Raw genomic sequence first — 13,303 nt, 5'->3', positions numbered from 1 at the left:
GCTAAAAGGGGAATAATTCAGATAATCTGTCGAAGCGTCTACTTTTTGAGCGCGTAACAACATAACTGAATATTCAGATAATTAACATGCTGCCTTTACGGCGTCAGCAATACGATTTGCATGTGCAAGCACTTGTGGATGATCATCACCCTCAACCATCACCCTAATTAACGGTTCTGTACCCGACTTGCGTAATAATACTCGTCCACGAGAACCTAATTGTTGCTCAACATCAGCTTGGGCTAATCTTACTGCATCAGTATCCAACGGATTCGAGTTTCCTTCAAACCTAACGTTCACTAATACCTGCGGTAACATCTTCATTGATTCGGTTAATTGTTCAAGTGACGAATTTTGGCGTCGCATCGCTGCTAGCACTAAAATACCTGCAACAATACCATCACCTGTGGTGCCATGATCAAGATTGAGTATATGGCCCGAATTTTCTCCGCCGATACGCCAATTTTTTTCTTTAAGAATTTCCATGACATACCGATCACCCACTTTCGAGCGAACAAATGGAATATTAAGCGCTTGCAATGCTAAATCTAGCCCTAGGTTAGACATTAACGTGCCCACTACACCGCCTTTCAAAATACCACGTTTTTGGGCATCTACGGCTAGAATATATAAAATTTGATCCCCATCAATTACCTCTCCGTGGCTATTGACCATCATAATACGGTCGCCATCACCATCTAATGCGATACCTAAATCAGCTTTTTCAGCTAATACAGTTTCACATATTTTGGCCATTGATGTTGCACCCACTTTATCATTGATATTCAAACCATTAGGTTTATCACCAATAGCAATCACATCCGCACCAAGTTCTCGAAATACATTGGGGCTATGTGGTAAGTTGCACCATGGGCACAATCAACCACAATTTTTAAACCTTCAAGAGTTTGATCTGCTGGGAAATTCCCTTTGCAATATTCAATATAACGTCCTGCAGCATCTTCGATTCTGCGGGCCTTACCCAATAAGTGAGATTCAACACACACTAATGGTTTTTCAAGTTCAGCCTCAATTTCAAGCTCAATATCATCATCGAGTTTACTGCCATCTGTTGAGAAAAACTTGATACCATTATCGTAATATGGATTATGCGAAGCACTAATAACCACACCCGCTTCAGCACGAAATGTCCGAGTTAAATAAGCTACTGCAGGTGTCGGCATGGGTCCAAGTAATAAAACATTTAACCCGGCGGCAGATAATCCCGCTTCTAAAGCCGATTCAAATAAGTAACCTGAAATACGAGTATCCTTACCAATAATCACTTTTTGAGTGCCATTTCGCGACAATACTCGTCCTGCGGCCCAACCGAGCTTCAATGCCAATTCGGGGGTCATTTTGCCTGCCCCTACTTTGCCGCGAATACCATCGGTTCCAAAAAATTGTCTTTGTTTCACAGGTCCCCACTTAAGTTAATCACTTTTTATACAACGTGTTATATCGACAGAACTACAAATTAGCCATTGTTTCAGACATGACTTTAAGTACGTCAACAGTTTCGGGTACATCATGAACTCGTATTATCTGCGCACCTTGCTGAGCTGCAATAAGTGCTCCAGCAAGACTACCCGCAAGGCGTTGATCAATAGCACGCCCTAACAAGTCCCCAATCATGCTTTTTCGTGACAATCCGACCAATAAAGGTAAATGAAATTCATGTAAGGAAGGTAATGTCGCTAATAGGCGGTAATTATGCGCTAAAGTTTTGCCAAAGCCAAAACCTGGATCAAGAATTAGACGCTCACGATCAATACCTGCCGCTTCACAGTAGGCAATACGCAGTTCGAAAAAGGCTTTTACTTCTTCAACTACATCTTGATACTCAGGTTTCTCTTGCATGGTTTGAGGTTCACCTTGCATATGCATTAAACAAATTGGCACATCTAAGGTTGCAGCCATTGCTAAGGCTCCAGCTACTTGCAATGCACGCACATCATTAATCATATTGGCACCTGCATTGACTGCCTGCTCCATTACTTCAGGTTTACTGGTATCTATCGAAATCCATACATCATATTTTTTAGCGGTGTATTCAATAATGGGAATAACACGTGCCAGTTCTTCTTCCACTGAAACGATGTCGGAACCTGGACGAGTTGACTCGCCACCCACATCAATAATTAATGCACCTTGCTCAACCATGTGGTCGACATGTTTGCAGGCTAATTCAACATTAGAATAAGCACCGCCGTCAGAAAAAGAGTCGGGGGTGACATTAACAATCCCCATTACAACTGGAGATGATAAATCGAGGGTTTTCTTAGCATGGGTTAATTGAAACAAATTAGTTTTCCTTGATAAAGGCTAAAAACAAGAAAACCCCTTTCGGGGTTTTCTTTATTCACTAAATTAATTATTTAGCTGGTGATTCATCCGCATCATTCGAATCGGCTTTATTGTCGACTTTAGTGTCGGTTTTAGCGTCATCCACTGGCGTTTCAACTTCAGACTTAGGCGTGGTATTGCCATTGTCTTTATCGTCAGATGATTCATCTTTTTGCCATTCAGCTGGCATACGCACTTCACGTCGATGCATTAAATCATCAATTTGTAACGAATCAATCGTTTCGTACTTCATCAATGCGTCTTTCATCGCATGTAAAATATCCATATTTTCTGTCAACATGGTTTGTGCACGTTGATAGTTTTTATCGATAAACATTTTGATTTCAGAATCAATTAATGATGCAGTATCACCAGACATGGCATTTGATTTACCCATACTGCGTCCTAAGAAAACTTCATTTTCTTCTTCGGCATAGAGTAATGGACCCAGTTTGTCTGAAAAGCCCCATTGAGTAACCATGTTACGAGCAATGGAAGTCGCGTATTTTATGTCTTGTGAAGCACCAGTAGACACTTTTTCACTACCATAGATAAGCTCTTCGGCTAAACGTCCACCGTAAGCAACGGATATCTGTGATTCCAATTTGCGACGGCTTTGACTAACAGCATCGGCTTCAGGTAAGAAGAAAGTAACACCTAATGCACGTCCTCGTGGAATAATTGTCACTTTATGTACTGGATCATGTTCTGGCACTAAGCAACCAACAATAGCATGTCCGGCTTCATGATAAGCCGTCATCTCTTTGTCTTCTTCAGACATCACCATAGAACGGCGCTCAGCACCCATCATGATTTTGTCTTTAGCACGTTCAAACTCTTCCATACCGACTACACGACGATTACCACGCGCAGCAAACAACGCAGCTTCGTTAACAAGGTTTGCTAAGTCTGCACCTGAGAACCCTGGGGTACCGCGGGCAATAACACTTGCTTTAACATCGTCCGATAAAGGCACTTTACGCATGTGTACTTTAAGGATTTGTTCACGACCACGAACATCGGGTAAACCGACCACAACTTGGCGGTCAAATCGACCTGGACGAAGTAGTGCAGAATCGAGTACGTCCGGACGGTTAGTTGCCGCAATGACAATAACGCCTTCATTACCTTCGAAACCATCCATCTCAACCAGTAACTGGTTCAATGTTTGCTCTCGTTCATCATGACCACCACCAACACCTGCACCACGTTGGCGACCTACGGCATCGATTTCATCAATAAAGATAATACATGGAGCTGATTTTTTGGCTTGTTCAAACATGTCACGAACACGAGAAGCACCAACACCGACAAACATTTCCACAAAATCAGAACCTGAAATGGTAAAGAATGGCACTTTGGATTCACCAGCAATAGCCTTAGCTAGCAAGGTTTTACCTGTACCAGGCTGTCCAACCATTAACACGCCCGTAGGAATACGACCGCCTAATTTTTGAAACTTGGTAGGATCACGTAAATAATCAACCAGTTCTTTCACTTCTTCTTTTGCTTCATCACAGCCAGCAACATCAGCGAATGTGGTTTTAATTTGGTCTTCGCTCATCAATTTGGCTTTACTTTTACCAAATGACATTGCGCCCTTTCCACCGCCGCCTTGCATTTGACGCATGAAAAATATCCACACCCCTATGAGCAATAACATTGGGAACCATGAAATAAATATTTGGGTTAAAAAGCCTGATTCTTCAGCCTCTTGCCCTTTCATGTCGATACCCTTTCTATCTAGATCATTAATTAGATCTTGATCATAAATCGGCATGATAGTGGTGAACTTTTCACCAGTACGCTTTGTCCCTTCAATGGTTCGTTGGTCGCTTTTTATTTCGACCTTGTTAATTTGACCATTTCGAACATTGTCCAAAAAGGCGGAATAATCCATCTTCTGCGTATTCGAAGAAGAGGGGGAATAACCCTGAAACACTGACATCAGCACAACAGCGATGACAACCCAGAGTATTAAATTTTTAGCCATGTCACTCAAATTACTCGACCTCTTAACAGTCCTGCGATTATTAACGTTAGACTACTACAACTTGTAACCAGTCGCCACTAGATAGACTTCTCGAGAGCGCGCTCTAGAGGAGTCTGGTTTACGTGTTTTAACTACTTTAAATGCCTGTTTGACTGTTTTCATGTAGTCGTCAAAGCCCTCCCCCTGAAAGACTTTAACAGCAAAACAGCCATTAGGCGCCAACACTTGGTGACACATATCTAGCGCTAATTCAACTAAATACATAGCCCTCGGTTGATCAACAGCACCCGAACCACTCATGTTCGGAGCCATATCTGATAGTACCACATCCACTTTATCTTGACCTACACGCTCAAGCAATGCTTCGAGTACTTTGTTTTCTCTAAAATCACCTTGAAGGAAATCCACACCAACAATGGGGTCCATTGGTAAGATATCACACGCGATAACTTTGCCTCTATCACCCGTTAATTTGGCAGCCACTTGTGACCAACCACCTGGTGCAGCACCTAAATCAACAACGGTCATCCCCTGTTTAATCAAGTTATCTTTTTGTTGGATCTCTTCTAACTTAAATGCTGCACGTGAACGTAGGCCTCGTTTCTGGGCCAGTTTCACATAGTGATCATCAAAGTGTTCCTGCATCCAACGACTTGAACTTGCCGTTCGTTTTTTTGTTGTCATTTAAATTCCGCAACGATTCAGAGTTACATAAGCTCTATATAAGGGTAGAATACGCGTTTTTCAACAGTAACTCAGCAAAAGTTGGTAAAAATGAACTTAACAACCAAACAAAAACAGCATTTAAAAGGTCTGGCACACAGTCTAAAACCAGTGGTGCTGCTTGGTGGCAATGGACTAACTGAAGGTGTTCTGGCTGAAATTGATAGCGCTCTTACTCATCATGAATTGATTAAAGTGAAAGTAGCCTCTGCTGACAGAGAGCTTAAAAATGCCATCGTTGACGCCATTATTCGTGAAACGCAGTCTGCGAAAGTGCAACTTATCGGTCATGTATTAGTTCTTTTCCGCCATTCGGCAGAAATGAAGATTGCTTTGCCAAAAGCAAAAAAATAACGCGATATTTGAATTCAAAACAAAAGCCGCTGATTTCAGCGGCTTTTTTATGAAGAATAATTCATACGCACATATCTATGGAGTATCAGGCACGGGTGCCACTATATAGTGTTCAGCTTTTAATCCTAAAAACTCAGGCAAGGTTGCTCCAACCGAAATTGATGACCATGTACCAGTTAAAATACCGATAAACATCGCAATAGAAAACCCTTCAAGCGGCGATCCTCCCATAATCCACAAAGCTACAACCGTTAATAAGGTCGTGCCGGATGTGACCATGGTTCTTGAAAACGTCGATTTAACGGCAAGATTATTAATATCAGTAATATTCCATTGCGGCTTAACAATAAGTTGTTCACGGATTCGATCGGCAATAATAATCGAATCATTTAACGAATAACCTAAAATAGCCAGAATAGCCGCCAACACGGTTAAATTGAATTCCATTTGACTCAGAGCAAAAAAAGCCAATACAAACACTACGTCATGCATTAGCGCAAATAATGCGCCTGAAGCTAAACGCCATTCAAATCGAAAACTCAAATAGCCCATGATACACAGCATAGCTATCAATAATGCCAGTCCACCTTGTTCAACTAATTCTTGCCCTACTTGTGGTCCAACGATGCTACTGTTTAATATCTTAATGTCACTATTTAAAGGTGCTAATACAGCTTGCAGTTCTGGGCGTTGATTTTCATCTGGAATATCTGCGTATCTCAATACCCAACGCCCGGCCTCTCCGGCCGAAATAACACTAACCTCTTGTTGATATGCTGCCGTCATTAATGGTTGAATTTCACTTGCTGTAATAACCTTATCTAATTGCACTTCGGTGACGACACCACCGGTGAAATCGAGCCCCCAATTAAAACCTTTTGTGCCAATTACCGTTAATGAAAACAACATCAACACAATGGATATCATGCTTGATGTATAACGCCATTTGGTAAAAGATTGCAGTTGATTTGAGCTGTTATTTAAAGGATTTGAGTTCATTGGATTACACCTTAATTGCGCGACGAATATCACGCCCATAAACAAGATTAATTAATGCCCGAGAGGCAAAAATACCAGTAAACATACTGGTTAATAAACCTAACCCTAGGGTTAAAGCGAAACCTTGAATGGGACCATTGCCAATTGAAAACAGCACTATAGCAGTAATCATTGTGGTGAAATTAGCATCAAATATAGTTGATATGGCACTATCGAATCCCACATCAATTGCACTGGCAAAACTCCGACCTTCTGCTATTTTTTCTTTAATCCGCTCAAATATAAGTACGTTCGTGTCTACTGCCATACCGACAGTAAGCACTAACCCCGCAATACCAGGTAAGGTTAATACCGCACCAGGAATAAGCGCTAACAATCCAAATAGCATCACCATGTTGGCAATTAACGCCACATTAGCGACCCAGCCTAAACGACGATACCAACACGCCATAAATAATAATGTCACCGCCATACCTAATGCTAATGCCGCAAAACCGTTAACGATGTTTTCAGCACCTAAACTGGGGCCAATGGTTCGCTCTTCAACAATCGTAACAGGCGCAGTCATTGAGCCAGCCCTTAGCAGTAATGCAAGCTGCTGAGCTTCTTGATGGCTTCCTGCACCTGTTATTTCAAAACGATTGCCTAATTGGCTTTGAATGGTTGCTACACTGATTATCTTTGTCGTTTGTATGGCTTTACCTTGATCATCACGGCTGAACTCGCTGTATGCGGTTGCCATAGGCTTGCCTATATTGTCGCGAGAGAAGTCCGACATTAGCTTACCACCCGCAGCATCAAGGCTGATGTTCACTTTTGCCATACCAAAGTCGCCGGTAGCGGCACGAGCATCAATAATGTGATCACCGTTAAGTACCGGGCTTCTGTTAACATAAACAGGTTTATTTTGTTCGTCGTTAAAGACAATAGCATTGACCGAACCTATCTGAACTACAGGGTAAAATGCTAAATTTGCAGTGGCACCAATGACATTTTTAGCCGTTGCGGGGTCTTGCACACCAGGCAGTTCAATGCGAATACGATTTTCACCTTGACGCTGTACTAATGCTTCGGTAATCCCTAACTCTTCAATCCGGCTACGCATAATTTGTAAATTTTGCTGAACCGTTAAATTCGTTAACTTGATTTGCTCATTTTCAGGTAAACTCACATTCAGTGTTTGTTGGTGCCCACTCACTTGCCACAAAGGATATTTCTGAGCAATAAATTGCCTTAATTGCCCACGAACATCGTCATTAACGACATTGATAGCTAATGCCGCACCCTCGCCTGAATCCACTGACACTCTGCTAAAGTGTTGTTCTCTAACAAACTGTCTTATGGCATCGCCAATCATCACTGCTTGATTTTTAAATACGAGGTCAAGATCCACGTCCAGCAGAAACTGCACGCCTCCTCGAAGATCTAATCCTAACTTGATGGGTTTAACACCTAAATCTAATAACCAATTTGGGGCAGCAGGTGATAACGCCAAAGTCACTTGGGCTTGCTGTCCAAACTGTTTAATCAAAGCCTCTTTAGCTTGTGTTTGATCATCTTTATCAGCTAATACCACCAAGACATTGTCTAGTTGCTGATCAATGCGTTTACTGTTTATGCCAGCTTGTTGCAATGTATGGTGGATTTGTTCTGTTGTCAGTGAATGTTTCGATTTAACAGCAAGCTGAACCGCAGGTTCTTCCCCAAACCAAGAAGGTAATGCACTCAAAAACAGGACACTTAGGGTGATAATTAAAAGCCAATATTTCCATTGAGAATAATGATTTAATCTACTATTTTTTGATGATATTTTCATAACGCTTGATCCCACAATATTGAGGCCATTTAAGCCACAATCTAAAATGCATAGTGAGTGATGAACAGTATTGACCTAAATCATCGACCCACAGTAAAACTCATTAGCAAAGCTAATGACATTTATCATTAATGCAGGATTTAGTTAGCAGGTGTGAGCGTGAACGAAAAGTAAATTCGACTCTTTCCAAGCTGAAAGTCTTGAGGGGGCTGACGCGGTTGACAATGTCCAGTCCAATTGGGGACTAAAATTAATTTGATAACCTATGGTTAAGCTCGGTACTGGTGGAGAAACAAATTCATAAGCCAACACATAATTAGGGTTTGTTTCGTCGGGTTGATGCTGAGCTATGCTGATATATCGTGCAGAATAAGTGGGCACATAATGTACATCGTTTGAATTAGGTGGCTCAGAGATAACATTCGTTGATGACAGATCTCTAGCGTAGTCCAATATTGAGCTGCTCACATCAGTAAGAGTGTCGCTAAGTACAGTAGATAAGTCTACATTCGCATTTTCAATTGAAGAAAAGGTAGTATCAGAATAAGTATTGCTTTGCGGTTCACAACGGCGTTCCTTTGACGTTAAGTCCTGATCATACGAACAAGAATAACTATGATATGAATCAAATGGCATAGATGCTAAAGCTAGCACACGACTATTGGTAAGGAAGATTGAACACAACCCCACAATAATCAGCATTAGCAATATACGAGCCCATGGAAACGTCATAATGACCTTAAGTTGCAAATCAATTTATTTATCATACAAAGCTATGCACTTATCTTACAAAGCTATTTACTTACTTTTACAGATCAATATAGTTATTTACTAAGTAACATCAGAAACAACACATCAACTTAACACATGCCGAGAATATCCATTGCACCTTTAATCTGCAAATGAATTTTCATCCATGTTCTATGCTTATACCAATAATTATCCAATATCTGATCTGTTTAAATATTCATTACGGTTAACAGTAAACAAAAAAGCACTAAATAATGTTATTTAGTGCTTTCAGTTAGGCAGTATTGTTTTAGTTTGGGTTGAATTTGTCCATAAGAGGCCTTTTCGTCTTAAACCGAGGCATTAATAACAATTTATCAATATTCCAAATGGCAATAACCGCTCATTTAGAGGTATTTAACCGCGATAATTTCATAGTCAGTTAATCCGCCAGGCGTGGTTATAGAAACCTCATCACCTTCACTTTTACCAATTAATCCACGTGCAATGGGCGAATTAACAGAAATTAAATTATGTTTAATATCTGCTTCATCATCGCCGACAATGCGATAAGTCACTTCAGCATCGGTATCAATATTTAAAATGGTCACAGTGGTGCCAAAAATGACTCGTCCAGTGTTTTCCAGTTTAGTGACATCAATAATTTGAGCGTTAGATAACTTACCTTCAATATCGCGAATACGCGCTTCACAAATTCCCTGATCTTCACGGGCTGCATGGTATTCGGCATTCTCTTTTAAATCGCCCAACTCACGTGCAGAAGCAATTGCTTCTGTAATTTTTGGACGGCGATCGAACTTTAGCATTTCAAGTTCTTTACGTAATTGGTCTGCGCCAACTACAGTCATTGGGACCTTACTCATAATGACTTTGTCTCCTTTAAAAACAAAAGCATCCCGTGCTGACAAAAGTCAACACAGTAAAAATTTAGTTGGAAGTACGCAACCGACTTAGCGTGCGTATCTAGGATGCATCTTTTCGATGATGACAACAGCTTACCTAAGCTTTTACAGACTTGCTAGTCATGCTTCATCAAAATGTCATAAAAAAGGTCGCCAAATGGCGACCTTAATCACGACCACACAGTAAAAATTAACTTTTTATACGTTTGTGTAGCTCTTGTATAGAAGTCACCTTGACACGATCATCTGCAGCATGCGCTAAACAGGTCGCAAAGGCAGCATTCAATGTCGTAGTATAATTGACTTTATAACGCAATGCACCACGACGGATCTGTCGAGAATCGACAATCGCTTGACGACCTTCTGTAGTATTAACAATGTAGGTATATTCGCCATTTTTAATACGATCAACAATGTGTGGACGACCTTCATGTACCTTGTTAACCAAGCGAGGATTAATCCCTGCTTCGCCTAAGATAATCGCGGTTCCATGGGTGGCATCAATTTCATAACCTAGCTCAATTAGCTTAGAAGCTAAATCGGCAACGCGTTTTTTATCACTGTTACGCACAGATAATAACGCACGGCCCGACTTAGGCACTTCAGATGTGGCACCAAGCTGGGCTTTTGCATAGGCTTCAGCAAAAGTATCACCCACGCCCATGACTTCACCAGTTGAGCGCATTTCTGGGCCTAATAACGGATCAACACCTGGGAACTTATTAAACGGTAATACCACTTCTTTCACAGAGAAATACGGTGGAATCACTTCTTTAGTGAAGTTCTGTGAAATTAAGCTTTGGCCAGCCATAACTCGTGCTGCTATTTTAGCTAGCGGCACGCCTGTTGCTTTAGACACAAATGGGACTGTACGTGCGGCACGCGGATTAACTTCAATCATATAGATTTCGTTATCTTTTACTGCAAACTGCACGTTCATCAAACCGACCACGCCTAATTCAAAAGCCAGTTTAGACACTTGATCACGCATTCTCGCCTGAATATCAGCACTCAAGGTGTAAGGTGGTAATGAACATCCTGAGTCACCAGAGTGAACCCCAGCTTGTTCAATGTGTTCCATAATGGCACCAACCACCACAGTCTCACCGTCACACACTGCATCAATATCCACTTCAATCGCATCATCTAAGAAGTGATCAAGTAATACTGGCGATGCATTAGATACTTTGACCGCTTCGTTAAAGTAGCGGAGTAAATCTTGCTTGTCGTATACAATTTCCATCGCACGACCGCCCAATACATAAGATGGGCGAACAACCAAGGGATAACCAATTTTTTCAGCTTCAATCACAGCGTTTTCAACAGTAGTTACTGTCGCATTTTCAGGCTGTTTCATGTTCAAACGTTGAATCGCTTGTTGGAAACGTTCGCGGTCTTCTGCACGGTCAATTGCATCCGGGCTGGTACCAATAATCGGTACGCCTGCTGCTTCTAATTCTCGCGCTAGTTTAAGCGGAGTTTGACCACCGTACTGTACGATTACACCTTTTGGTTTTTCGATACGCACGATTTCGAGTACGTCTTCAAGCGTGACGGGTTCGAAATATAAGCGGTCAGATGTATCGTAGTCGGTTGATACGGTTTCAGGATTACAGTTCACCATAATGGTTTCATAACCGTCTTCGCGTAGTGCTAATGCTGCATGAACACAGCAGTAATCGAACTCAATCCCTTGTCCAATACGGTTAGGACCGCCACCCAGAATCATGATTTTTTCACGGTTCGATGGGTTAGCTTCGCACTCATCTTCATACGTTGAATACATGTAAGCTGTATCAGTTGAGAATTCAGCTGCACAAGTATCGACACGCTTATAAACTGGGTGAATTTCATGACGTTGACGTAATTTACGAATTTCGCTTTCATTCACACCTAACACATCGGCTAAACGCGCATCAGAGAAACCTTTACGCTTTAATTGGCGTAAGTAGTTTTGCTCTAATCCTGACATCCCAAGCTCAGCGACTTTTGCTTCTTGGGTAATCAAATCTTCAATTTGAACCAAGAACCAATGGTCAATATTAGTTAGCGTGAAGATATCATCACGGCTTAAACCTGCACGAAATGCATCTGCGATGTACCAAATACGGTCACAACCCGGTTCTTTTAATTCATGGCGAATACGTTGTATGGCTTCTGGAGATTGTAAATCAACAATCGGATCAAAACCGTTACGACTCACTTCAAGGCCGCGTAACGCTTTTTGCAATGATTCTTGGAAAGTACGGCCAATGGCCATGACTTCACCCACAGACTTCATTTGAGTCGTTAAACGGTCATTTGCACCAGCAAACTTTTCAAAGTTAAAACGTGGTATTTTGGTCACAACATAATCGATAGCAGGTTCGAACGATGCAGGTGTTTTACCGCCTGTAATATCGTTACTAAGCTCATCTAATGTGTAACCAACAGCAAGCTTAGCGGCAATTTTAGCAATAGGGAAACCAGTCGCTTTAGACGCTAGAGCTGATGATCGTGATACTCGTGGGTTCATCTCAATAATAACCATACGGCCAGTATCAGGACAAATACCAAACTGTACGTTTGAACCACCGGTTTCAACACCAATCTCACGTAAAACCGCTAAAGAAGCATTACGCATTAATTGATATTCTTTGTCAGTTAAGGTTTGTGCTGGTGCAACCGTAATTGAGTCACCAGTATGAACGCCCATAGGGTCAAAGTTTTCGATAGCACATACGATAATACAGTTATCGTTGCGGTCACGAACCACTTCCATTTCATATTCTTTCCAACCAATTAATGATTCATCAATCAATAACTCGTTAGTTGGCGACAAATCTAAGCCTTGAGAACAAATCTCTTCAAACTCTTCTTTGTTGTAGGCAATACCACCGCCGCTACCACCCATGGTGAAAGACGGACGAATAATACAGGGGAAGCCCACCATATCTAATACGCCGTAAGCTTCATCCATAGTGTGAGCAATACCCGCACGCGGACAGTCTAACCCAATGGATTTCATCGCTTTGTCGAAACGGCTACGGTCTTCAGCTTTATCAATCGCATCAGCTGTCGCACCAATCATTTCAACATTAAATTCTTTTAGCACACCTTTTTCTTCAAGTTGAAGTGCGCAATTTAGTGCAGTTTGCCCGCCCATTGTGGGTAGAATTGCATCAGGTCGTTCTTTAGCAATGATGTTACGTACCACTTCCCAATGAATTGGCTCGATATAGGTTGCATCAGCCATTTCAGGGTCGGTCATAATCGTTGCGGGATTAGAGTTGACCAGAATCACGCGATAGCCTTCTTCGCGAAGCGCTTTACAGGCTTGTGCACCTGAATAATCAAACTCACACGCCTGTCCAATAACAATTGGACCGGCACCTAGGATAAGAATACTTTTTATATCTGTACGTTTTGGCATTGCGTCGT

Annotated in this window: 9 protein-coding genes and 1 pseudogene; 1 reads left to right on the top strand and 9 read right to left on the bottom strand. The window is 41.6% G+C overall.

The window, feature by feature from the left end; translation table 11 throughout:
* Positions 1–81: 81 nt before the first annotated feature.
* The 4 genes and pseudogenes from glmM to rlmE all read right to left on the bottom strand — a co-directional run bounded on the left by glmM (position 82) and on the right by rlmE (position 5,023).
* A pseudogene (glmM, locus tag FCN25_RS15345) lies at positions 82–1,418 on the bottom strand (phosphoglucosamine mutase).
* 52 nt (positions 1,419–1,470) lie between these two features.
* Complete coding sequence (folP, locus tag FCN25_RS15340; RefSeq protein WP_137226241.1) at positions 1,471–2,304, bottom strand: dihydropteroate synthase; 834 nt, start codon at positions 2,302–2,304, stop codon at positions 1,471–1,473.
* 70 nt (positions 2,305–2,374) lie between these two features.
* A complete protein-coding gene (ftsH, locus tag FCN25_RS15335; protein ID WP_137226239.1) occupies positions 2,375–4,348 on the bottom strand; it encodes an ATP-dependent zinc metalloprotease FtsH in 1,974 nt (657 codons plus the stop codon).
* Positions 4,349–4,393: 45 nt separating this feature from the next.
* Positions 4,394–5,023, bottom strand: a complete 630-nt coding sequence (rlmE, locus tag FCN25_RS15330; RefSeq protein ID WP_137226237.1) for a 23S rRNA (uridine(2552)-2'-O)-methyltransferase RlmE — start codon at positions 5,021–5,023, stop codon at positions 4,394–4,396.
* Positions 5,024–5,113: 90 nt separating this feature from the next.
* Here rlmE and yhbY point away from each other — a divergent pair, with 90 nt between their 5' ends.
* Complete coding sequence (gene yhbY, locus FCN25_RS15325; RefSeq protein ID WP_137226235.1) at positions 5,114–5,416, top strand: ribosome assembly RNA-binding protein YhbY; 303 nt, start codon at positions 5,114–5,116, stop codon at positions 5,414–5,416.
* 75 nt (positions 5,417–5,491) lie between these two features.
* Here the strand turns inward: yhbY and secF are convergent, their stop codons facing one another.
* From secF to carB, 5 genes are all read right to left on the bottom strand, one after another.
* Positions 5,492–6,415, bottom strand: coding sequence for a protein translocase subunit SecF (gene secF / locus FCN25_RS15320; protein WP_137226233.1), 924 nt, complete (start codon positions 6,413–6,415; stop codon positions 5,492–5,494).
* A 4-nt stretch (positions 6,416–6,419) separates the two neighbouring features.
* Complete coding sequence (secD, locus tag FCN25_RS15315) at positions 6,420–8,231, bottom strand: protein translocase subunit SecD (protein ID WP_137226231.1); 1,812 nt, start codon at positions 8,229–8,231, stop codon at positions 6,420–6,422.
* Positions 8,232–8,375: 144 nt separating this feature from the next.
* The gene (locus FCN25_RS15310; protein WP_137226229.1) at positions 8,376–8,963 is read right to left on the bottom strand and encodes a hypothetical protein; all 588 of its coding nucleotides are present in this window, start codon (positions 8,961–8,963) and stop codon (positions 8,376–8,378) included.
* 404 nt (positions 8,964–9,367) lie between these two features.
* Complete coding sequence (gene greA, locus FCN25_RS15305; RefSeq protein ID WP_137226226.1) at positions 9,368–9,844, bottom strand: transcription elongation factor GreA; 477 nt, start codon at positions 9,842–9,844, stop codon at positions 9,368–9,370.
* Between the two features lie 229 nt (positions 9,845–10,073).
* Positions 10,074–13,295 carry a carbamoyl-phosphate synthase large subunit gene (gene carB, locus FCN25_RS15300; RefSeq protein WP_137226224.1) on the bottom strand — a complete coding sequence of 1,074 codons (3,222 nt, stop codon included), beginning with the start codon at positions 13,293–13,295 and terminating at the stop codon, positions 10,074–10,076.
* Positions 13,296–13,303: the final 8 nt, after the last annotated feature.

Origin of the sequence: Shewanella sp. MEBiC00475 (assembly GCF_005234075.1) — a bacterium.
GTDB lineage: Bacteria > Pseudomonadota > Gammaproteobacteria > Enterobacterales > Shewanellaceae > Shewanella > Shewanella polaris.
Note: the sequence above shows the minus strand (reverse complement) of the source record. Positions and strands in the feature narration are given on the sequence as shown.

What these genes read in the sequence shown, in the direction of transcription:
- secD (WP_137226231.1), bottom strand. Translation starts at nt 8,231, where the DNA reads ATGAAAATATCATCAAAAAATAGTAGATTAAATCATTATTCTCAATGG.
- yhbY (WP_137226235.1), top strand. Translation starts at nt 5,114, where the DNA reads ATGAACTTAACAACCAAACAAAAACAGCATTTAAAAGGTCTGGCACAC.
- FCN25_RS15310 (WP_137226229.1), bottom strand. Translation starts at nt 8,963, where the DNA reads ATGACGTTTCCATGGGCTCGTATATTGCTAATGCTGATTATTGTGGGG.
- secF (WP_137226233.1), bottom strand. Translation starts at nt 6,415, where the DNA reads ATGAACTCAAATCCTTTAAATAACAGCTCAAATCAACTGCAATCTTTT.
- rlmE (WP_137226237.1), bottom strand. Translation starts at nt 5,023, where the DNA reads ATGACAACAAAAAAACGAACGGCAAGTTCAAGTCGTTGGATGCAGGAA.
- carB (WP_137226224.1), bottom strand. Translation starts at nt 13,295, where the DNA reads ATGCCAAAACGTACAGATATAAAAAGTATTCTTATCCTAGGTGCCGGT.
- greA (WP_137226226.1), bottom strand. Translation starts at nt 9,844, where the DNA reads ATGAGTAAGGTCCCAATGACTGTAGTTGGCGCAGACCAATTACGTAAA.